We start from the raw sequence: 20,786 nt of genomic DNA on the forward strand, positions 1-20,786 counted from the left end.
TACCGCCCGTAATGCACCATCCTTGCACATTGCCGAACGATCATTGCGCGGATCTGTCCGGGATGGCCGTTTGTTGCGCATGGATGATCGATCACTGCGCGGGCCTCCCGCGACCCCTGTTCTTGACACCACGTCAGGCATGCATCACCGTGCCTGTCTCGTACGTACCGACCACCCGACGACCGGAGGCGATCAGTGGGGCCGACGACCGGATCCGACGAGGGGTGGCTGGACCCCTCGCCCTTCCTGCGCGGGGTCGCCTGGCTGGACGAGGGGCGCCCCGTGCGCGCCGACCCGGCCGACACCATGCGGCTGCCCTGGGACACCGGGGAACGCGCCACCCTGCCCATCGGCGTCCGGCTGGAGTTCACCGCGGACACCGCGCACGCGGTCGAGATCCGCTACCGGGCCACCGTCCCCGGCCCCACCGACGCGCTGCGCGACCTCGCGCACGGCTTCGCCCTGTGGAACCGCCACGGGCTGCTGAGCGAGGTCTTCACCGAGCCCGCCGCGGAGGCCGTCGTACGCGTGGACCTGCCCCCGCGGCCCGGCGGGGCAGGCGGCGGGAGGGCCGGGGGGCCCTTCACGCTGTACCCGCCCGAGGCACAGTCGCCGCTGGTCCTCGGCCTGCGCGGGATCGGCGGCCGCCTCGCCCCGGCCCCGGCGTGCCCGCGCTGGGTGGTGCACGGCGACTCCATCACCGAGGGCTGGTGGTCCACCCGGCCCGCGCACGGCTGGCCCGCCGTCGCCGGGCGGGCGCTCGGCTGGGACACCGTGAACCTCGGCTACGCGGGAGCCGCCCGCGGCGAGCTCGCCACCGCCGAACAGCTCGCCACCCTGCGCGCCGACGCCCTCACCCTCGCCTTCGGCACGAACTGCTGGTCCCGCCTGCCATACACGGCGCCCCTGCTGTACGAGACCACCCGTACGTTCCTCGACCTCGTCCGCCAGGGCCACCCCCGCACCCCCCTGCTGCTCCTGTCGCCCCTGCTGCGCCCGGACGCGGAACGCACCCCGAACCGGCTGGGCGCCACCCTGGGGGCGCTGCGCGAGGCCATGGAGCGGGCCGTCCGGGACCGGATCTCCGCCGGGGACGGCCGGCTCGCCCTGCTCCCGGGCCGTGACCTGCTGGGACCCGAGCACCTCGCCGACGGACTGCACCCGAACGACACCGGGCACCAGGTGCTCGGCCTCGCTGTGGTCACGGCCACACGGCGGGCCGGGTTCGACGCGGGGTGAGTGAAACACCTCATACCGCTCCCGCTGAACGCGGCGCCGCCGCGGCCCCGTGTCCTGCACACGTCGCCGGGTCACCGGTGCCGGACGGACCCGGCGGACACCACACGTGGGAGAGATCACCATGGGCATCAAGCGCGGAACTTCCCTGGCCGCGGTCGCGGCCGTCGTCGCCCTCGGGGCGACGGCCTGCGGCGGCGCCGACAAGGCGGCCGACGCGACCGGGCCTGCCGGAGCCGTCGCCGCCGCCCAGACCCCCGCAGCCCAGGCCCCCGCCGACCCCTACGGCGACGGTCAGCCCGCCCCGGCCGGCGCGGGCACCGGCGCCGCCGCCCCGGCCGGAGGCGCCCTGACCGTCGCGAAGGACCCCCGGCTCGGCGACCACATCGTCGACGGCAACGGCATGACCGTCTACCGGTTCAAGCCCGACACCGCCTGGCCGATGGTCTCCAAGTGCGAGGGCGACTGCGTCGCCAAGTGGCCGGTCGTCCCGCCCGTGGACAAGGCCGCCGCCAAGGGGATCACCGAGAAGAACTACCTGGTCCTCGACCGCCCGGACGGCAAGAAGCAGCAGACCGTCAACTGCTGGCCCGTCTACACCTTCACCGGCGACAAGAAGGCCGGGGACACCAACGGCCAGGGCGTGGGCGGCACCTGGTACGCCGTCGCCCCCGACGGCAAGCTCCTCACGGCCGCGTAGCCTCCCCGGCCACCGGACCGCGCGGCCCCGCCCCCTCCCCCCGGGCGGGGCCGCGCACCCGTTCCCGGGCGCGCCGCCGTTCCCTACAGTGGCCCCCATGCTGCGCGTACTGGCCGTCGACGACGAGAAACCGCTCCTGGAGGAACTCCTCTACCTGCTGCGCGCCGACCCGCGGGTGCGCACCGCGCAGGGCGCGTCGGACGCCACCGAGGCGCTGCGCCGCGTCACCCGGGCGCTGGAGAGCGGCCCGGACGGGCCCGACGGCATCGACGTGGTGTTCCTGGACATCCAGATGGCCGGGCTGACCGGGCTGGACATCGCCCGGCTGCTGACCGGGTTCGCCCGGCCGCCGCTCCTGGTGTTCGTCACCGCCCACGAGGGCTTCGCCGTCCAGGCCTTCGACCTCAAGGCGGTGGACTACGTACTCAAGCCCGTACGGCCGGAGCGGCTGGCGGAGGCCGTCCGGCGGGCGTGCGCGCTGCTGGAACCGCGCCCCGAGGGGGCGGAGGCGGCCGTCGGCGGGCCGGGCGCACCGGCGCCGCGCGGGCCCGCACCGGAACCGGGGAGCGGGGCCGCCGTCGCCGCCGTCGCTGTCGAGCGCGCCCCGGACCAGATCGCGGTCGAGCTGGGCGGTGTCACCCGGTTCGTGCCCATCGCGGACATCGCGTACGTGGAGGCCCACGGCGACTACGCCCGGCTGCACACCGACGAGGGCAGCCACCTGGTGCGGATCCCGCTGTCCACGCTGGAGGAGCGCTGGGCGGCCCGCGGGTTCGTCCGCATCCACCGGCGCCACCTGGTGGCGCTGGCCCGGATCGACGAGCTGCGGATGGACGCGGGCACCACGAGCGTCCGCGTGGGGCCGGCGGAGCTCCAGGTCAGCCGCCGCCACGCGCGCGGCCTGCGGGACCTCCTGATGCGCCAGGCGACGGGCTGAGCCGTCCGGCGCCCCCGGGCCGCGCCCGCGTCCGCCCGGACGGCCGTCCGGCGCTCCCGGGCCGCCGCCGCGCGGCCGGGCGACCGTCCGGCGTACCAACGCGCCGTTCGTCGCGCCGTGGGGGGCGTACGGCGATCCGCCGGGCCCGTCGGCCGCAGCGCGGGCCGATCCGCCCGCCCGGGGCGCGGGCCGCGCGTATCGTGGATCTTCCGGCCCGGGAGGAGCGAAATGTCCGAGATCCAGGCGCTGTTGGACGCGCTGACCGGACTGCCCCGGACCCGGGCCGCCGGGCCCGCCGAGGCCGAGGCGCTGCTCGCCCGGCTGCGCAGTGCGGCCGCCCGCTGGGCGGAGGTGCTGTACGAGGCGCAGGAGGGCACCCGCGGGCAGCTGCCGCCGCGCGTGGAGGCGGCGCTGACGCTGGCGTTCCGCCGGGCGGAGGAGTCGTACGTGGAGCTGGAGATCGCCCTGCGCGACTGCGCCGGACACCACGACCCGGCCCGCTGACCCGCCGCGCGGGCCGGCGCCCCCGCGGACTCGCGTACGGGCGCCCCGCGGACTCGCGTACGGGCGTCCGCGCGGTCGCCCGGATCGCGCCTGTCGCCGGGGGCGGGGGCCTGCGTACACTCCGTCAGACCCCGCTCCCGCCCCCGGTGAGGACCCCCGTTGAACCAGACGTACGCGCTGACCGCGGTCACCGTCGTCGTCCTGGTCACGGTCCTGGTCGGGGCGCTCGGCCTGCGGATATCCCGGACCACCTCCGACTTCTACGTCGCCTCCCGCACCGTGGGCCCGCGCCTCAACGCGGCAGCCATCAGCGGGGAGTACCTCTCCGCCGCCTCCTTCCTGGGCGTCGCGGGGCTGGTGTTGCTCCAGGGGCCGGAGATGCTCTGGTACCCGGTCGGCTACACCGCCGGGTACCTGGTGCTGCTGGTGCTGGTCGCGGCGCCGCTGCGGCGCTCGGGCGCGTACACGCTGCCGGACTTCGCGGAGGACAGGCTCCAGTCCCGGGCCGTGCGGCGGATCGCGGTGCTGTTCGTGCTGGGCGTCGGCTGGCTGTACCTGCTCCCGCAGTTGCAGGGGGCCGGGCTGACGCTGGAGGTGCTGACCGGGGCCCCGCACTGGGTGGGCGGCGTGGTGGTGGCCTTCGTGGTCACCGCGGCCGTGGCGGCGGGCGGCATGCGCAGCATCACCTTCGTGCAGGCCTTCCAGTACTGGCTGAAACTCACCGCCCTGCTGGTGCCGGCCTTCTTCCTGATCGCCGCCTGGACCGCGGACGGCGCTCCCCGCGCCTCCTTCGACGCCCCGGCCGTCTTCCGCGAGCACACCGCCGTCACCCTCGGCGAGGACGTACGGCTCACCGTGGACGCCCCGCTCACGGTGACGGTGACGGGCCGGGTCGACGGCGTGCCGTACGCCGGCGTCCCGCTGGCCCTGGAGACCGGCCCGCACTCCGTGCAGGCCCGCACCCGGCTGGAGTTCACCCCGGGCAGCGTCGTCCCGGACTCCCACGCGCGCCCCGGCCCGGACACGCCGGGCTGGTCGCGGCCGCTGTCGGGGGGCGAGCACCGGCTGTACGCCACGTACGGGCTGATCCTGGCCACCTTCCTCGGCACGATGGGCCTGCCGCACGTGGCGGTGCGCTTCTACACCAGCCCCAACGGCCCGGCCGCCCGGCGCACCACGCTGGTCGTGCTCGGCCTGCTCGGGGTGTTCTACCTGCTGCCGCAGGTGTACGGGGCCCTCGGCCGGATCTACGCGCCCGAGCTGGCGCTGACCGGGGACGCCGACGCGGCGGTGCTGGTGCTGCCGGAACGGATGCTGGGCGGCACCCTCGGGGACCTGCTCGGGGCCCTGCTGGCCGGGGGCGCCTTCGCGGCGTTCCTGTCGACGGCCTCGGGGCTGACCGTGGCGGTGGCCGGGGTGCTGCACCAGGACGTGCTGCCCCGGCGCGGGGTGGGGACGTTCCGGCTCGCGGTGGTGGTGGCGATGGCGGTGCCGCTGGCGGGCGGGATGGCGGCCACCGAGGTGCCGGTCGCCGACGCCGTCGGGCTGGCCTTCGCCGTCTCGGCGTCCTCGTTCTGCCCGCTGCTGGTGCTCGGCATCTGGTGGCGCGGGCTGACCCCGCCGGGTGCGGTGGCCGGACTGCTGACCGGTGGCGGGGCGGCGCTGGGCGCGGTGCTGGCCACCCGGGCGGGGCTGGTTCCGGCGGGCTGGGCGCACGCGCTGCTGGCCTGGCCGGCGGTGTGGTCGGTGCCGCTGGGGTTCTGCACGATGGCGGGGGTGTCGCTGGCGACCCGGTCGCGGATCCCGGCGGGGACGGCCGCGGCGCTGGCCCGGCTGCACCTGCCCGAGGACGTCACCGGCGAACGGGTGCCCGGGGGCGCGCGGTGACCGGGGCGGCCCTCACGGTGCTGGCCGCGACGGTGGCGGCGCTGCTGCTGGGCCTGGGCTGGGCGGCGGGCCGGTGGCACGCCGGGCGCGGGGAGCGGGCCGCCGGGCTGGACCTGGGCACTCCGGTGGAGCGGGCCACCTTCCACACGCTGCACACGGCTTCGCTGGCCGCTCCCCCGCTGCGCGCGGGACTCACCGAGGACGCCGCGCGCAAGGCGGCCCGGCGGCTGCGCTCGCTGCTGGGCACGGAGGCGCTGTGTCTGACCGACCGGGAGGCGGTGCTGGCCTGGGACGGGCCGGGCGCCGACCACCATCAGAAGCGGGCGATGGCCCGGGTGGCGCTGATGCTGGAGTCGGGCCGCAGCCTGAGCGTGCGCACGGAGTGCCAGCGGCCGGGCTGCCCGCTGAAATGGGCGGTGTTCGCCCCGCTGACGGGTGAGGACGGGCTCCTGGGAGCACTGGTCGCGTACGGGTCGCGGGAGTCGGCGGTGCTGGTGCGGGCCGCGACGGAGGTGGCGCGCTGGGTCTCCGTACAGCTGGAGCTGTCGGAGCTGGACCGGGCGCGGACGCGGCTGATGGAGGCGGAGATCAAGGCGCTGCGGGCGCAGATCTCCCCGCACTTCATCTTCAACTCCCTCGCGGCCATCGCCTCGTTCGTGCGGACCGACCCGGAGCGGGCGCGGGAGCTGCTGCTGGAGTTCGCGGACTTCACCCGCTACTCGTTCCGCCGGCACGGTGCATTCACCACCCTGGCCGAGGAGTTGCGTTCGATCGAGCAGTACCTGGCGCTGGCGGGGGCCCGGTTCGGGGACCGGCTGAAGGTGACCTTGCAGGTGGCGCCGGAGGTGCTGCCGGTGGCGCTGCCGTTCCTGTGCCTCCAGCCGCTGGTGGAGAACGCCGTGAAGCACGGGGTGGAGGACTCCACCGAGGAGTGCCGGATCACCATCGCGGCGCGGGACGCGGGCGCGGAGGCGGTGCTGACCATCGAGGACAACGGCGTCGGGATGGATCCGGCGCGGTTGCGGCGGATCCTGGCGGGGGAGGCGTCCGGCATCGGGCTGCCGAACGTGGACGAACGGATGCGGCAGGTGTACGGCGACGCGTACGGCCTCGTCGTCGAAACGGCCCTCGGCGCCGGCACGAAGATCACCATCCGCCTCCCCAAATACCGCGCGGGCGTCCACCCAACCCCACCCCCGGGCCCCCGTCCCCCCTGACCGAGGTCGCCGACGGCATGATCCAGCCCCGCCGGCGTTTGAGGCGCGGGGTCTGGGGCGGAGCCCCAGGAGGGCCCGCCGGGTGTGCCGGTGGCCCCGGGCCGCCGGGAAGGGCGGGCCGGGGCCACCGGGGTGGGGCTAGCTCCAACTGGCGTGCAGCGGCTTGCCCTCGGCGTAGCCGGCGGCGGACTGGATGCCGACGACCGCCTTCTCCTCGAACTCCGCGAGGGACCCGGCTCCCGCGTACGTGCACGAAGACCGCACACCGGCGATGATCGAGTCGATCAGGTCCTCGACGCCCGGCCGCGCCGGGTCCAGGAACATCCGCGAGGTGGAGATGCCCTCCTCGAACAGCGCCTTCCGCGCCCGGTCGTACGCCGACTCCTCCGACGTCCGGTTCCGCACGGCCCGCGCGGAGGCCATCCCGAAGGACTCCTTGTAGAAGCGCCCGTCGGCGGACTGCTGGAGGTCGCCCGGGGACTCGTACGTCCCGGCGAACCAGGAGCCGATCATCACGTTGGACGCACCGGCGGCCAGCGCCATCGCCACGTCGCGCGGGTGACGGACACCGCCGTCGGCCCAGACGTGCTTGCCGTACTTCTTCGCCTCGGCCGCGCACTCCAGCACCGCGGAGAACTGCGGCCGGCCGACGCCGGTCATCATGCGGGTGGTGCACATGGCGCCGGGGCCCACGCCGACCTTGATGATGTCGGCGCCGGCGTCGATGAGGTCCTTGACGCCCTCGGCGGCGACGATGTTGCCCGCCACGATCGGGACCTGCGGGTCCAGCGCCCGGACGGCCTTGATCGCGCTGATCATCGATTCCTGGTGCCCGTGGGCGGTGTCGATGACCAGCGTGTCGACGCCCGCGTCGAGCAGCTGCTTGGCCTTTTCGACGAAGTCGCCGTTGATGCCGACGGCCGCGGCGATCCGCAGCTTGCCGTCGGCGTCGGTGGCCGGGGTGTACAGGGTCGCGCGCAGGGCGGCCTTGCGGGTGAGGATGCCGACGAGTCGGCCGTCCTTGTCGACGGCGGGGGCCAGCTTGCGGTGGCCCGCGTCGAGCTGGTTGAAGGCGTCCCGGGGGTCGATGTCGGCGTCGATGAGCAGCAGCTCCTTCGACATGACCTCGGAGAGCTGGGTGAAGCGGTCCACGCCGGTCAGGTCGTGGTCGGTGACGACGCCGACGGGGCGGCCCTCGCCGTCGACGACGACGCCGGCGCCGTGGGCCCGCTTGGGCAGCAGGGAGAGCGCGTCGGCGACGGTCTGGGTGGGCGCCAGCGTGATCGGGGTGTCGAGCACGAGGTGGCGGGTCTTCACCCAGGAGATGACGTCGGTGACGATCTCGATCGGGATGTCCTGGGGGATGACGACGATTCCACCGCGGCGGGCCACGGTCTCCGCCATCCGGCGGCCCGCGATGGCGGTCATGTTCGCCACGACGAGCGGAATGGTGGTGCCGGTGCCGTCGGGCGAGGAGAGGTCGACGCCCTGGCGGGAGCCGACCGCGGAGCGGCTCGGCACCATGAACACATCGTCGTACGTCAGGTCGTACGGCGGCTTCAGGTCATTGAGGAAACGCACGTGCTGAACATCCCAGTCGATCGAAGGATTCCTTCTGAGTGGCTGACGGGGTCAGCCGAGGAAACGCACGTACTTCATTCTCCCATGCCCCCGGGTTCACACCGCCCGGGGCGATCGTCCAGGACGTACCGGGCCCGTTGGTCCGTTCCTACGGGACCTTGGTCCCGCGCCGGTGCAGGGGCCGGCGGCCGCCGGTGAGCGGGGTGGCGGGGGCCGCGTGGCGGACGGCGGTGAACTCGGCGGCGATGGCCAGCGCGGTCTCCTCGGGGGTGCGTCCGCCCAGGTCGAGGCCGATCGGGGATCTGAGCCGGGCCAGCTCGGCCTCGCTCACCCCCTCGGCGCGCAGCCGGGCCAGGCGCTCGGCGTGGGTGCGGCGCGATCCCATGGCGCCGACGTAGGCCAGCGGCAGCCGCAGGGCGAGCGCGAGGACGGGTACGTCGAACTTGGCGTCGTGGGTCAGTACGCACACGGCCGTACGGGTGTCCAGGCGCCCGGCGTCCTGTTCCGCGGCGAGGTGGCGGTGCGGCCAGTCGACGACGACCTCGTCGGCGCCGGGGAAGCGCTGCGGGGTCGCGAAGACGGGCCGGGCGTCGCACACGGTGACCCGGTGCCCGAGGAAGGCGCCCATCCGGGCCAGGGCGGAGGCGAAGTCGACGGCCCCGTAGACGATCAGCCGGGGCGCCTCGGCGGCGGATTCGACGAGCAGGGTCAGCGGCTCCCCGCACAGCCCCCCGGCGGTGCCCAGCTCGGCGGTGCCGGTGCGGCCGGCGAGGAGCAGGGCCCGGACCCGGTCGGCGGCGGCCCGGTCCAGGGCCGCGCCCCCGCTCAGGCCGCCCACGTACGAGCCGTCGGCGTGGACGGCGAGGGCCCGTCCGAGCTGGCGGGGCGGTCCGCTGACGACGCGGGCGAGCGCGGCGCGGGTCCCGCCGGCGGCGGCGTCGAGCACGGAGCCGAGGACGGGCCGGACGGGGTCCTGTCCGCGTACCGGGGTGACCAGCACGTCCAGGATCCCGCCGCAGGTCAGCCCCACCGCGAAGGCGTCGTCGTCGCTGTAGCCGAAGCGGTGGACGCCGCCTTCCCCGGAGGCGATGGCCTCCAGGCACAGCTCGTGCACGGCGGACTCCACGCAGCCCCCGGACAGCGAGCCGAGCGCGGTCCCCCCGGCGTCGACGGCCAGCGAGGCGCCCGGTCCGCGCGGCGCGCTGCCGCTGACGGAGACGACGGTGGCCAGCGCGAACTCGCGCCGCTCGGCGCACCAGCCCCGCAGGGCCCCGGCGATGTCGAGCATCAGCGGATGAACGCGCGGCGCGGGGACTGCCCGGGGATGAGCGGTCTCGGGGGCAGGACGGCGGCGGGTCTGCCCGTCGGGGTGGCCGGGTAGCGGGCGGGTGCGGCGGCGGCCAGGGCCACGGGGTCGGGGTGGCGTCCGCCGACGGACAGGAGCCGGGCGGCGTGGGCGACGCTGGCGAGGGTGGCGTGGTGGTGCCAGCCGCGGAAGGAGCGGCCCTCGAAGTCGCGGATGCCGACGGGTTCGCAGGTCTCGGCGAAGTCCAGGGAGACCCGGTCGGTGAGCTTGGCCAGCAGGAAGAGCTGGGCCAGGGGCCGGTCGGCGATGTTGGTGATCCAGAACTCGGAGGGCAGCAGGGCCGCTTCGGTCCAGGCGCCGACGAGCAGCAGCGGGGTGGGCGGCGCCGTGGCGGGCCGGTCCTCGCCCGCGGCGGCGAGGATGGGCGCCGAGGTGAGCAGGGTCACCGCTCCCTCGGTGCGGCCGTGCCGGGTCCATTCGACGACCCGGCGCTGGGAGCGCAGCGAGTCGATCAGCTCGCGGGCGGGGGCGGTGTGCGGGCCGGGCTTGTGGCGGCCGGCGCCGCCGAAGGAGACGGGCAGGGAGCCGTCGACCTTGAGGACGAAGGGGATGTCCTGGAGGGCGAAGGCCTCTATGGCCGGGGGGAGGTCGGTGTTGGAGACCTCCATGACGACCGGGCGGCGCTGGAGCTGCCAGGTCGATGCCATGCGCTGGACGGCGTGCACGGCGTCCTGGGCGGGGGTGAGCGAGCGCGCGGTGTCGGGGATGCCGGCCCGGCGACGGTGCAGCAGTTCGCTGGTCCAGGGTCCGGGCAGGGTGAGGGTCCACTCGACGGGGAAGCTGGCGTCGCTGGAGGCGAGCCAGATCCCCCCGGCCTGCTGGCAGTTGGCGGTGCGGCCGAGCTGGGCGACGAACTGCCGGCCGACTCCGACGGAGCGGTCGCCCGCCTTCTCTATGACCATGGGCTGTACGACCCAGGCCAGCGGGCGCTGCGCGGTGCGTTCGAGGTGCTGGGCGAGGGAGCGGCGGACGGGGGTCCAGTCCCAGGGCGATTTGCTGATGAACTGCTGGAGGCTCTGTTCCACGGAACTCGCCCCCGTTCCGGCGATGTTACGGATCGTTTTCTTCCCGGTGGTCCGCACGAGGCCGTTGAGATAAACGCGGGCCCAGTTTCGCTGGTCCCGCCGGGGTAAGGATTCGAAGAACAGCGAAATCAGCACGTCGATCAATTCGGAGATTTCCTTGGTGGATTCCTCCGGCAGGACTGTGCGAACCATCTGGGCCTCCCCCGCGACCAGACTAGATTCTTTACCCTACGTGACCGCCGAGAACGGCCGTAGGTCCAGGCGGCTACTTCCTGAGGTCGCTGGCAGATTCGAGCCGCTCTTCTTCTACCACGAGCGGGATGGGGATTTGGTTCGCCGCATAGTAGAGCGCGATGAGAAAGTGTGCGACGAGAGTGAGAGGTGCCGAGAAGAAGGACAGGATGACGGTCAAGGGGTAGGCGACCGCCCCCAGTCCGAACCGCATCCGGGTGGCCCGGGCACCTTCCTTGTCCACTTTTTCGTGGAAGAGATGACCGACCTGGGTGACGTACCACCAGAATCCCAGGAAGGCGAGAGCGTACACGACGGTCCACGAACTGTAGAGAATGGCGGCCACGTTGGCCGAATCCTCGTCCGTGAGGTGCTCGGCGAGCGCGTTGGTCGTATACGGAATCACCGACACCACCATGAGCACCAGGAGATTCAGGAACAACAGCGGCCGGTCGACCCGCTTGAGGTGACTGAAGATGGTGTGGTGATTCACCCACATCACGCCGATGATGAGGAAACTCACAAGATAGGCGGCATAGTGCGGCCATTGTTGCCACAGGCCGTGCCACAGTGCCGTTCCCTGCTCATGCGGAACCTTTAACTCCAATACCAGAATGGTGATCACGATGGCGAATACGCCGTCGCTGAACGCCTCCACCCGGTTGGTTTCCTGCTCCATCGCCCCCGGCCTCCCCTTCACAGCATCATCCACGTGTGCGGGGAGAGCGTATGCCCCGCCCTCCCCGCACACGCTACCCAGGAAAGGGGCGTCAGCCGCCGAATCCGGCGGTCTGGCGCCAGATCCGGCCATCGCGGACGACGAGTGTCCCGAACGCGTGCTCCGGCTCGCCGTTCAAGTTCATGATCGCCCGATAGAAGATGGTGTCCTCGGTCTCGATGTACTCCTGGAGTTCGACCAGGGTGGGCTTCACCGTGAGATAGCCGGTGAAGGTCTCGCGAACTGCCTCGATGCCCACCGACGCGCCCTCGAAGCGCAGCAGGACGGCGTCGTCGGTGTAGTTCTTCATCACCGCCTCGATGTCCAGGGCGGCCAGCGCCTCCATCTGGCGGACGAAGACCGGGTGCAGGGTGGCGATGTCGTACTTGGCCATGATTCGACTCCTCTTCCTGGGGTGACGGGCTGTGCCGTGCTGACGGCCGGGCCGGCGGGTCAGCCGGCGGCGGCCCCCTCCGGCGCGGGCGCCGGTGCGAGGGGCAGCCGGACGACCATCCGGGTCTCGCCCGGACGGGAGCGGGCCGTGATCGACCCGTGGTGGCGCTGGGTCACGATCCGGTAGCTGAGGTGCAGCCCCAGACCCGTGCCCTTCCCCACGTCCTTGGTCGTGTAGAAGGGTTCGAAGATGCGGGGCAGGACGTCCTCGGGGATGCCCCGCCCGGTGTCGGTGATCTCCACGACCATGCAGACGCCCTCGGCGCGCGCCCGCAGGGTGAGCGTGCCCGCGCCCTCCATGGCCTCGGCCGCGTTGTCGACCAGGTTGGTCCACACCTGGTTCAGCTCCCCGGGGTACCCGGTGAGGTCGGGCAGGTCCGGATCGTAGGCGCGGACGAGGGTGATCCCGCCGAGTTTGGCGCGCAGCACGACCAGGGTGTTCTCCAGGCCGTCGGTGACCGCGAAGCGCTGTTCGGGCGCCCGGTCGAGGTTGGCGTAGTCCCGGGTGGCGGCGACCAGCTGGGAGATCCGGGGGCCGGCCGCGCGCAGCTCGGCGGCCAGCGAGCGGGCCTCCAGCAGCGCCGCGAGGTGGTCCAGGGCGGCGGGCAGGGCGGCTTCGCCGATCCCGTCCAGCCGCTCCAGCAGCCATTCCAGGTCCAGGCCGAGGTCGGCGGCCCCGGAGCCGAGCAGCCCGGGGCGTTCGGCGCCGGCTTCCTCGGCCCAGTCGGCGATCTCCTCCTCGGCGTCCGCCTGGTCGAGCGGGTCGGCGGTCTCGGGCGGCGCCAGCCGGTCCAGTTCCGCGGCGAGCCGCTCCAGGGCGGCCCGCTCCCCGTCGCCGGCGGCCGCCCCCCACGCGTACGCGGTGCCGGTCAGCCGCTCCAGGGCCGGGGCGAGTTCCTGCGCGGCGCGGGCCACGGCGGCGGCCGGGTTGTTCAGCTCGTGCGCGAGTCCGGCGGCGAGGGTCCCGAGGGCCTCGACGGTGGCCCGTTTGCGGGCCTGGACCTCGGAGGACTTGATCCGCCAGGCCAGGACGGGGAGCAGCACGGCCGCCACCCCGTGGCAGCGGGTCAGCATCTCGAAGAAGACCGGCTTCGGATAGGCCACGACGGTGGTGGCGGGGCCGCTCGCGGCCGCGGTGGCCACGTACGCGCCGTCGGTCAGCAGGGGCAGCTCGCCGGTGAAGCGGTGGGCGGCCGTGGGCTTGCCGTCGTGTTCCTCGGCGGCGGCGCCGTCCTCCTCGGTGGAGTGCCGGGTGAGGACCTCCTCCCGGCCGTCGACGACCTTGGTGACGAGGAGCCCGCCGGAGAGCAGGACGTGGAAGCCGGTGGCCTCGTCCCCGTCCCGGAAGAGGACCTCCCCGTCGGCGAGGACCCGCGGTTCGGACACCGAGACGAGCCAGTCCAGCTGATCCTCGGTGAGCCCGGCGAAGATCTCCAGTGCGTACAGGGCCTCCCGCAGTTCCTTGGGGTCCGGTCCCCTCGTGCCGTCGATCCCGGCGTTCCTCACGCCGTACTCCCTTCGGCCCTGGTGCGCGCGGCCAGCCGCAGGGTCGTGATCAGGGCCAGCGCGCACACTCCGGCGACGGCGGCCATGAAGCCGACCGAGGTGCGCTGCAGTCCGTGGATGTTGGTCAGCGCTCCGGCGAGAACGGCCGGGACGCTCATGGCGAGGTACGCGAACACGTAGACGGCGGCGGTCAGTTCGCCCCGGTGCGCGGGCTCGGCGAGCGCGCTCAGCGCGCGGAACGAGCCGAGGAAGGCCGCGCCCCAGCCACTGCCGAGGACGGCGGTGGCGACGAGGAAGACGGCCGCCGAGCCCAGGGCCAGCGCGAGCAGGACGAGGGCGAGCCCCGCGAGCAGCCCGAGCAGGCCCAGTACGGCGGTGCGCAGCGGCGCGGTGCGGCCGAGCAGCAGCTGGGCGGTGGTGGCGGCGCCCGCGAGCAGGGCCACCGTGGCCCCGCCGGCGAGGTAGTTGGTGCTGTGCAGCAGGGACAGGGCCAGGTGCGGGCCGAGCGAGAGGTAGAAGCCGCCGACGGTCCAGACGGCGACGATGGTCAGGACGAGTACGGCGAACCGCCCGCGCGCGGCGGCCGGTACGCGGATCCGGCGCGGTGCCACCCGCAGCCGGCCGCCCGCCCCGGGAGCGCTCTCTTCCATGCGCGCGACGCCGACCAGGGTGATCGCGAACGCCCCGATCAGCAGCAGGTAGCTGAGCACGGTGGGCGCGGGCGCGTACTGGACGAGGAGTCCCGCGCCGAGCCCGCCGAGGCCGATGCCGACGGTCGGTCCCGCGCTGTTGACCTGGGCGCCGAGCGCGGGCCGGGCGCGCGGGCTGAGTTCGAGCAGGGCGGCGCCCATCGCCCCGGTGGCCAGGCCCACCGCCAGGCCCTGTACGGCGCGGGCGGCCAGCAGCAGGCCGAGCCCCTGGGCCCCGGCGAACAGGCCCATGGAGACCATCGCGAGGACCAGTCCGGCGCCGAGCACGGGCCGCCGTCCCACGGTGTCGGAGAGGGAGCCGAACAGGAGCAGTCCGGCGAGCACGGTGACGGCGTACACGGCGAAGACCACCGTGACGGCCCCCGAGGACAGGCCCCACTTCTCCTGGTAGAGCACGTAGAGGGCGGAGGGCACCGAGGAGGAGAGCATCAGCAGGACGAGGACCGCGCCCACCACCCAGAAGCCGGACGCTCTGGCGGAACCGGCGGCGCGGGCGCCGGCCGGACGGGCACCCGTCGGCGGCCGGGCTTGCTCGGAGCGCGCCGGGTGCCCGGGCCGCGCCGGGTGCCCGGCGTCTCCCGCGGTCGTCGTCTCGGTCGGTTCGGCCACTGCGTCCACTCCCCTCCTCCTGGCGCCCGGTGGGCTCAGGTGCTGATCCGGGCCGCCCTGGCCAGCGCGCGGGCGGTGAGCACGCCCGCGAGGTGGCCGAGGTATTCGGCCGAGGTGCCGCGTCCGGGGACGAACAGCTCCCGGGGCTCGGCGCGGAAGGCCGCGAGCACCGCCTCCGTGCTGTACGGGCCGCCGCGCAGCCGGTCCTCGACCCCGCGCAGGCGCAGGGCGCGGGGGGTGGCTCCGGTGACGGCGATCCGGGGCCCGTCGGCGGTGACGCGTACGGCCGCCGCGCACAGCGGGTAGCGGGTGGCCCGGTCGGCGGTCTTCTCGAAGGCGGCGGCCGGGCCCGTGACGGGCACCAGCAGGGCGGTGACCACCGATCCGGCGGGCGGCCCGGCGGCGGCGAACTCCTCGGCCGGCACCCGGACGCGCCCGCCGGGGCCGGCCAGCTCCACCACCGCGTCGGCGGCCAGGGCGGCGACCGGCAGATCGGTGGGCCGGCCCGTGACGGCCAGGTTGCCGCCGACGGTGCCGAGGTTGCGGACCTGGGGGTCGCCGTTGGCGCGGGCCGCCGCGGCCAGCTCGGGCGCCCCGGCCCGCACCCGGGGGTCGGCGGCGAGTTCGGCGAGGGTGGTCAGGGCCCCGATGCGCAGGGTCCCGTCCCGTGCCTCGATGCCCCGCAGCTCCGCCAGGTGCCGTACGTCGACCAGCAGGCGGGCCGTCTGCGATCCGTCGCGCAGGCCGGGCAGCAGGCTCTGCCCGCCGGCCAGCACCCGGGCGGCGGGGGCGGCCAGCAGGGCCAGGGCCTCGTCGAGCCCGGCGGGCCGGACGTAGTCGAACTCGGTGAGGATCACTGCGTCTCTCCCTGGAGCCGGCGCCAGACCTTCTCGGGGGTCAGGGGCATGTCGATGTGCCGGACGCCGAGGTCGGAGAGGGCGTCCACGACCGCGTTGACGACGGCGGCGGCGGGCGGCACGGTGGCGATCTCGCCGGCCCCCTTGGCGCCGAGCGGGTTGTGCGGGGAGGGGGTGACCGTCTTGTCGAGGGTGAAGAAGGGCACGTCGGCGGCGCGCGGCAGGGCGTAGTGGCCCAGGTCGGAGCTGATCAGCAGGCCGTTCTCGTCGTACTCGGCGGCCTCCATCAGGGCCTGGCCGAGTCCGTGCACGATGCTGCCCTCGATCTGCCCGAGGACGATCTTCGGGTTGCCGATGTTCCCGGCGTCGTCGACGGCGGTGTAGGCCACCACCTCGGTCTCGCCGGTCAGTTCGTCCACCTCGACGACCGCGATGTGCGTGCCGAAGGGGTAGTTGAAGTCCGGCGGGTCGAAGTGCGTGGTCTCGTCCAGGGCCGGTTCGATCTCCGGCGGCAGCCCCCAGCCGTACCACAGGGCCATGGCCAGCTCGGCGAACGTCTTGGTGTTCTCCGGGTTGCCGTCCTCGTACACCGCGCCGTCCCGGTAGACGACCTTCTCCTCGGGGACGTTCAGGAAGACGGCCCCGGCCTTGACCAGCTTGGCCTTGATCTTGCGGGCGGTGAGGGCGACGGCGGGCCCGGCCATGCTGTAGGAACGCGAGCCGTAGGTGCCCTGGCCGTACGGGGCCTTCTGCGTGTCGGCCTCGTAGACCTGGACCTGGGCCGGGTCGATGCCCAGCTCGTCGGCGGCGACCATCGCGAAGACCGTGTGGTGGCTCTGGCCGGTGGAGGCCGAGCCGACGGTGACGGTGACCTCGCCGGTGGGGTGGACGCGGATGTTCGCGCTCTCCCAGGTGCCGCCGAGCATGCCCTCCTTGGACATCCGGGTGGAGGGGCCGACCCCGCAGACCGCGACGTACGTGGCGATGCCGACGCCGAGCCGCTTGCCGCGCGCGCGGGCCCGCTCCTTGCGGGCGGGCATGCCGGCGTAGTCGGCCAGGGCGAGGGCCTTGTCGAAGTTCAGCTGGTAGTTCCCGGAGTCGTAGGTCCAGCCCAGCCCGTTGTCGTACGGGAACTCCTCCTTCGGCACCAGGTTCTTGCGCCGCACCGCCGCCGGGTCCATGCCGATCTCGCTCGCGTAGCGGTCGACGAGGCGTTCCATCAGGAAGGCGGCCTCGGCGCGCCCGCTGCCGCGCTGGGCGCCGAGCGAGACGGTGTTGGTGAAGGCGGCGTAGACCTCGCAGAAGGCCGCGTCGATGGCGTACATGCCGCTGATGGAGCGGCCCATCAGGGCGGTGGCGACACCGGGGCCGATGGTGGAGGGGTAGGCGCCGAGGTTGGCGTAGCTGGTGCAGCGCACGGCGGTGATGCGGCCGTCGCGGGTGCCGGCGAGGGTGACGTGCTGGCGGTGGTCGCGGCCCTGGACGGTGGAGTTCATCAGCCCGGTGCGGGTGTCGACCCATTTGACGGGGCGGTGCAGCGCCTTGGACAGCAGCAGGACCAGCGCCATGTCGGGGTACAGGTAGCCCTTGGTGCCGAAGCTGCCGCCGACGGTGGGGGCGATCACCCGGAGCTTGTTGAAGGGGATGCCGAGGACCAGCCCGGCGAGCAGGAAGCGGTGGTTGTGCGGGCCCTGGGTGGAGGCGTAGAGGGTGTACTCGTCGGTGGCCGGGTCGTAGTCGCCGACCGCGCCGCGCGGCTCGATGGGGCTGTTGATGGTGCGCTGGTTGACGAGGTCCAGCTCGACGGTTACCTCGGCGGCGGCGATGGCCGCGTCGGTGCGTTCCTTGTCGCCGCAGGTCCAATACGCGTTCAGGTTGCCGGGGACGGCCTCGTGGAGCTGGGGCGCCCCCTCGGCGAGGGCCTCGTCGGCGCGGGTGACCACGGGCAGCGGCTCGTACTCGACGCTGATCGCGGCGAGCGCGGCGGCGGCCTGGCGCGGGGTCTCGGCGACGACCACGGCGACCGGGTCGCCGACGTGCCGGACGGCGTCGCCGCTCAGCACGGGGCGCGATCCCGGCAGGCCGTAGGGGTGGGGCGGGAAGTGGCTCTCGACGCCGCCGGGGATCCAGATGCAGGGCAGCGGCATCACGTCGGTGAAGTCGGCGGCGGTGGCCACCTTCAGGACGCCCGGCATCTGCTCGGCGGCCTTGGTCTCGATGCCGAGGATCCGCGCGTGCGCCACCGGGCTGCCCAGGATGGCCATGTGCGCGGTGCCCGGCAGGTCGATGTCGGCCACGTACGTCGCCTCGCCGCGCAGCAGCCGCGGGTCCTCGCGGGCGTCCAGCGGCCGGCCGAGGACGGTGTGCTCCCCGGGTACGCCGTCCGGCGCGGGCGCGGCGTTCTCCGCCGGTGCCACAGCCGGCGCTTCAGCCGGTGTTTCAGCCGACGCCTCCACGGGCGCCGTCACGGTCGCCGCCGCGGGCGCCGCGGTGTCCACGGCCCCAGCGGCTCCGGCGCTCTCCCCCGTCACTGCGGTCATCGCCCTCGGCCCTCCCGCCCGGACGCTCCGGCCGCGGCCGGCTCCGCGTCCCCGGCCGGGGCCGCGGCGGCGGGGGCGCAGGCGCGCTGCACTCCGCGGACCACGCTGTGGTAGCCGGTGCAGCGGCACAGGTTGCCGGTCAGCCACTCGCGGATCTCGGGCTCGGTGGGCGCCTCGCCCCCGGCGGAGTTCTCCACGAGTTCGCCGAGCGCCATGACCATGCCGGGGGTGCAGAAGCCGCACTGGGTGCCGTGCTCCTGGCGCAGCGCCTCCTGGAGGCCGGTCAGCTCGCCGCCCCGGGTGGTGACGCCCTCGATGGTGGTGACGTCGGCGCCGGCGGCCGCGGCGGTGAGGATCAGGCAGCTCTTGACGGAGCGGCCGTCGAGACGGACCACGCAGGTTCCGCACTGGCCGGTGTCGCAGCCGACTTTGGTGCCGGTCAGTCCGAGTCCGTCGCGGAGCCGTTCGACGAGGAGTTCGTTCGGCTGGGCCGTGAACTCCTCGGGTCTTCCATTCACGTTCAGGGTCAGATCCATGCGAGCGCCTGCGCTTCCGTGAGCGGCCGGTTGAAGAGGGGACCGCCGGGCTGCTGGAGAATTCCTCCGGAGTGCAGCGGACCGGTGTCGACGGGCACGAATCCGAGGTCCGTGATGATTCCCGCCACGATTTCCTTCGCCTTCGCGTCGTCGCCCGCCGTGAAATGGGCGAGGCGGTGGTCCGGCTGCCGCCCGGAGGCGTCGCCCGCGGAAGCGAGGGTTTCGAAGTGCATGGTGTTCAGGGATTTCACGACGCGGGCGCCGGGGTACCACTCGGCGACGAGTTCGCTGGAGCCGCGCCCGCCGAGGTCGGCGGGGACCCCGGGGTCGCCGAAGGCGTTGGTGGCGTCCACCAGCACCTTGTCCTGCACGACGTGCGGGGGCAGCAGCCCGCGCACGGCGGCGAAGGGCACCATCAGCACCAGCAGGTCGGCCTGGCCGGCCGCCTCCACCGGTCCGGTGGCGGCGGCCTCGGATCCGAGCTCGGCCAGCAGGGGGCCGAGGGAGTGCGGTCCGCGCCCGTTGGCGAGGACCACCGGGTGGCCCGCCGCCACCAGGATCCGGGCGAGGGCCGAGCCGATCCGTCCGGTGCCGATGACGCCTGTCCGCATGGGGCTCCTCAGTCGCTGGGGTCGGGCACGGTGGGGGTCCGGGCGGCCGGACTCAGTCCATGCCGATCCAGACCGACTTGGTCTGGGTGTAGCTCTCCAGGGATTCCGGTCCGCACTCGCGCCCGTACCCGGAGGCCTTGTAGCCGCCGTAGGGCACCGAGGGGTCGTACTGGTTGTAGCAGTTGACCCAGACCGTGCCCGCCTTGATCTGCGAGGCGACCCGGTGGGCCCGGCGCAGGTCCTTGGTGTGGACCCCGGCGGCCAGCCCGTACGCGCTGTCGTTGGCGATCCGGACCGCGTCCTCCTCGGTGTCGAAGGGGATGATCGACAGGACAGGTCCGAAGATCTCCTCCTGTGCGATCCGCATCCCGTTGTCGACGCCGGTGAAGACGGTCGGCAGGAAGTACAGGCCCTGGCTGGAGGCGCCTTCCGGGGTCCAGCCGGTGCCTCCGGTGCGCAGCAGCGCCCCTTCCTTCTCGCCGACCTCGATGTAGGAGCTGACCTTGTCGAACTGGCCCCGGTGGGCCAGCGGTCCGAAGAGGGTGGCCGGGTCGCGCGGGTCGCCGGGCCGCAGGGCGGCGGCGCGGGCGACGAGGCGTTCGACCATCTCGTCGTGGATGGGGCGGTGCAGCAGGAGCCGGGAGCCGGCGGTGCAGATCTCGCCCTTGTTGTAGTAGATGCCGAAGAAGGCGAGTTCCTCGGCGGCGTCGAGGTCGGCGTCGGCGAAGACGATGTTGGCGGACTTGCCGCCGAGTTCCATCGTGACCTTCTTCAGGGTGCCGGCGGACTTGCGGATGATGGACTGCCCGACGGCGGTGGAGCCCGTGAAGGCGATCTTGTCGATGCCGGGGTGGTCGGTGAGGGTCTCCCCCAGTTCCACGCCGGGCCCGGTGATGACGTTCAGCACCCCGTCGGGGATCTCCGCCTCCTGGAAGAGTTCGGCGATCTTCAGCGCGGTGAGCGGGGTGGCCGGGGAGGGCTTGTGGACGACGGTGTTCCCCGCCGCGAGGGCCGGGGCGATCTTGGTCATCGACAGCAGCAGCGGGAAGTTGAAGGGGGTGATGGCGCAGACCACGCCCAGCGGTTCGCGCAGGGTGTACGCGAGCTGTCCGCCGGCCGGGGCCCGGGAGGAGCCGTCGACCCGGGTGACCGCGCCCGCGTAGTAGTGCATGAGCTGGGCGGCCATCGGGGCGTCGACGGTGCTGGAGAAGGCGAACGGCTTGCCCATGTCCACCGTCTCCAGCAGGGCGATCTCCTCCAGGTCCCGCTCGATCAGCTCGCCGACGCGGTTCAGCCGCAGCGCGCGCTCCTGGGCGGAGAGCCGGCTCCAGGGGCCTTCCTCGTACGCCGTACGGGCCGCCGTGACGGCGGCGTCCGCGTCGGCCGCGGCGGCCTGGGCCACCGGCACGATCTCCTGTCCGTCGATGGGACTCACGTCCGGTTCGGTGCGGCCGTCCCGGGCGGCCACCCATCTGCCGCCGATGAACAGCTTCCCCGGGTTGGCCAGGGGTCGGTCGCCGAGCACGCGCTGGGTCATGGCTGCACCTTCTGGTGTCGCGGGG

At 73.8% G+C, this 20,786-nt stretch carries 17 protein-coding genes and 1 pseudogene; 6 read left to right on the top strand and 12 right to left on the bottom strand.

Annotated elements, in window-relative coordinates; translation table 11 throughout:
• Positions 1 to 195 precede the first annotated feature (195 nt).
• From ACZ6ZT_RS15675 to ACZ6ZT_RS15700, 6 genes and pseudogenes are all read left to right on the top strand, one after another.
• Positions 196 to 1,239 (top strand): GDSL-type esterase/lipase family protein, encoded by a 1,044-nt coding sequence (locus ACZ6ZT_RS15675; RefSeq protein WP_469719711.1) that lies wholly within the window; start codon positions 196 to 198, stop codon positions 1,237 to 1,239.
• Positions 1,240 to 1,612: 373 nt separating this feature from the next.
• Positions 1,613 to 1,936, top strand: a pseudogene (locus tag ACZ6ZT_RS15680) (SCO0930 family lipoprotein); the annotation flags it as partial.
• Positions 1,937 to 2,033: 97 nt separating this feature from the next.
• Positions 2,034 to 2,873, top strand: coding sequence for a LytR/AlgR family response regulator transcription factor (locus ACZ6ZT_RS15685; RefSeq protein WP_469719712.1), 840 nt, complete (start codon positions 2,034 to 2,036; stop codon positions 2,871 to 2,873).
• A 228-nt stretch (positions 2,874 to 3,101) separates the two neighbouring features.
• Entirely contained in the window at positions 3,102 to 3,377 is a 276-nt protein-coding gene (locus ACZ6ZT_RS15690; RefSeq protein ID WP_469719713.1) for a hypothetical protein, read from the top strand.
• Between the two features lie 159 nt (positions 3,378 to 3,536).
• Entirely contained in the window at positions 3,537 to 5,264 is a 1,728-nt protein-coding gene (locus ACZ6ZT_RS15695) for a sodium/solute symporter (protein ID WP_469719714.1), read from the top strand.
• On the top strand, positions 5,261 to 6,481 hold the full coding sequence (locus tag ACZ6ZT_RS15700; RefSeq protein WP_469719715.1) for a sensor histidine kinase: 1,221 nt from the start codon (positions 5,261 to 5,263) through the stop codon (positions 6,479 to 6,481). The genes ACZ6ZT_RS15695 and ACZ6ZT_RS15700 overlap by 4 nt, the downstream gene beginning before the upstream one ends.
• Positions 6,482 to 6,619: 138 nt before the next feature.
• Here the strand turns inward: ACZ6ZT_RS15700 and ACZ6ZT_RS15705 are convergent, their stop codons facing one another.
• From ACZ6ZT_RS15705 to ACZ6ZT_RS15760, 12 genes are all read right to left on the bottom strand, one after another.
• Complete coding sequence (locus ACZ6ZT_RS15705; protein ID WP_469719716.1) at positions 6,620 to 8,062, bottom strand: GuaB1 family IMP dehydrogenase-related protein; 1,443 nt, start codon at positions 8,060 to 8,062, stop codon at positions 6,620 to 6,622.
• A gap of 148 nt (positions 8,063 to 8,210) precedes the next feature.
• A complete protein-coding gene (locus ACZ6ZT_RS15710) occupies positions 8,211 to 9,350 on the bottom strand; it encodes an XdhC family protein (RefSeq protein ID WP_469719717.1) in 1,140 nt (379 codons plus the stop codon).
• Complete coding sequence (locus tag ACZ6ZT_RS15715) at positions 9,350 to 10,645, bottom strand: IS701 family transposase (RefSeq protein WP_469719718.1); 1,296 nt, start codon at positions 10,643 to 10,645, stop codon at positions 9,350 to 9,352. The genes ACZ6ZT_RS15710 and ACZ6ZT_RS15715 overlap by 1 nt, the downstream gene beginning before the upstream one ends.
• A 73-nt stretch (positions 10,646 to 10,718) precedes the next feature.
• On the bottom strand, positions 10,719 to 11,363 hold the full coding sequence (locus tag ACZ6ZT_RS15720) for a TMEM175 family protein (RefSeq protein ID WP_469719719.1): 645 nt from the start codon (positions 11,361 to 11,363) through the stop codon (positions 10,719 to 10,721).
• 91 nt (positions 11,364 to 11,454) lie between these two features.
• On the bottom strand, positions 11,455 to 11,796 hold the full coding sequence (locus ACZ6ZT_RS15725; protein ID WP_351827110.1) for a nuclear transport factor 2 family protein: 342 nt from the start codon (positions 11,794 to 11,796) through the stop codon (positions 11,455 to 11,457).
• A gap of 59 nt (positions 11,797 to 11,855) precedes the next feature.
• The gene (locus ACZ6ZT_RS15730; protein ID WP_469719720.1) at positions 11,856 to 13,361 is read right to left on the bottom strand and encodes an ATP-binding protein; all 1,506 of its coding nucleotides are present in this window, start codon (positions 13,359 to 13,361) and stop codon (positions 11,856 to 11,858) included.
• The gene (locus ACZ6ZT_RS15735; protein WP_469719721.1) at positions 13,358 to 14,689 is read right to left on the bottom strand and encodes an MFS transporter; all 1,332 of its coding nucleotides are present in this window, start codon (positions 14,687 to 14,689) and stop codon (positions 13,358 to 13,360) included. The genes ACZ6ZT_RS15730 and ACZ6ZT_RS15735 overlap by 4 nt, the downstream gene beginning before the upstream one ends.
• Before the next feature lie 26 nt (positions 14,690 to 14,715).
• A complete protein-coding gene (locus tag ACZ6ZT_RS15740) occupies positions 14,716 to 15,537 on the bottom strand; it encodes an FAD binding domain-containing protein (RefSeq protein ID WP_469719722.1) in 822 nt (273 codons plus the stop codon).
• Positions 15,534 to 18,077 carry a xanthine dehydrogenase family protein molybdopterin-binding subunit gene (locus tag ACZ6ZT_RS15745; RefSeq protein ID WP_469719723.1) on the bottom strand — a complete coding sequence of 848 codons (2,544 nt, stop codon included), beginning with the start codon at positions 18,075 to 18,077 and terminating at the stop codon, positions 15,534 to 15,536. The genes ACZ6ZT_RS15740 and ACZ6ZT_RS15745 overlap by 4 nt, the downstream gene beginning before the upstream one ends.
• A complete protein-coding gene (locus ACZ6ZT_RS15750; RefSeq protein ID WP_469719724.1) occupies positions 18,074 to 18,613 on the bottom strand; it encodes a (2Fe-2S)-binding protein in 540 nt (179 codons plus the stop codon). Before ACZ6ZT_RS15750 ends, ACZ6ZT_RS15745 begins: the two co-directional genes overlap by 4 nt.
• The gene (locus ACZ6ZT_RS15755; protein WP_469719725.1) at positions 18,604 to 19,224 is read right to left on the bottom strand and encodes an NADPH-dependent F420 reductase; all 621 of its coding nucleotides are present in this window, start codon (positions 19,222 to 19,224) and stop codon (positions 18,604 to 18,606) included. The genes ACZ6ZT_RS15750 and ACZ6ZT_RS15755 overlap by 10 nt, the downstream gene beginning before the upstream one ends.
• Before the next feature lie 52 nt (positions 19,225 to 19,276).
• Positions 19,277 to 20,761, bottom strand: a complete 1,485-nt coding sequence (locus tag ACZ6ZT_RS15760) for an aldehyde dehydrogenase family protein (RefSeq protein WP_469719726.1) — start codon at positions 20,759 to 20,761, stop codon at positions 19,277 to 19,279.
• Positions 20,762 to 20,786: the final 25 nt, after the last annotated feature.

The sequence above is a fragment of the Streptomyces sp. NPDC102258 genome (assembly GCF_055584685.1).

Bases quoted from the DNA above. Each gene is read 5' to 3' on its own strand.
- ACZ6ZT_RS15685 (WP_469719712.1), top strand. From the start codon at position 2,034: ATGCTGCGCGTACTGGCCGTCGACGACGAGAAACCGCTCCTGGAGGAA.
- ACZ6ZT_RS15690 (WP_469719713.1), top strand. From the start codon at position 3,102: ATGTCCGAGATCCAGGCGCTGTTGGACGCGCTGACCGGACTGCCCCGG.
- ACZ6ZT_RS15710 (WP_469719717.1), bottom strand. From the start codon at position 9,350: ATGCTCGACATCGCCGGGGCCCTGCGGGGCTGGTGCGCCGAGCGGCGC.
- ACZ6ZT_RS15715 (WP_469719718.1), bottom strand. From the start codon at position 10,645: ATGGTTCGCACAGTCCTGCCGGAGGAATCCACCAAGGAAATCTCCGAA.
- ACZ6ZT_RS15720 (WP_469719719.1), bottom strand. From the start codon at position 11,363: ATGGAGCAGGAAACCAACCGGGTGGAGGCGTTCAGCGACGGCGTATTC.
- ACZ6ZT_RS15725 (WP_351827110.1), bottom strand. From the start codon at position 11,796: ATGGCCAAGTACGACATCGCCACCCTGCACCCGGTCTTCGTCCGCCAG.
- ACZ6ZT_RS15745 (WP_469719723.1), bottom strand. From the start codon at position 18,077: ATGACCGCAGTGACGGGGGAGAGCGCCGGAGCCGCTGGGGCCGTGGAC.
- ACZ6ZT_RS15750 (WP_469719724.1), bottom strand. From the start codon at position 18,613: ATGGATCTGACCCTGAACGTGAATGGAAGACCCGAGGAGTTCACGGCC.
- ACZ6ZT_RS15755 (WP_469719725.1), bottom strand. From the start codon at position 19,224: ATGCGGACAGGCGTCATCGGCACCGGACGGATCGGCTCGGCCCTCGCC.
- ACZ6ZT_RS15760 (WP_469719726.1), bottom strand. From the start codon at position 20,761: ATGACCCAGCGCGTGCTCGGCGACCGACCCCTGGCCAACCCGGGGAAG.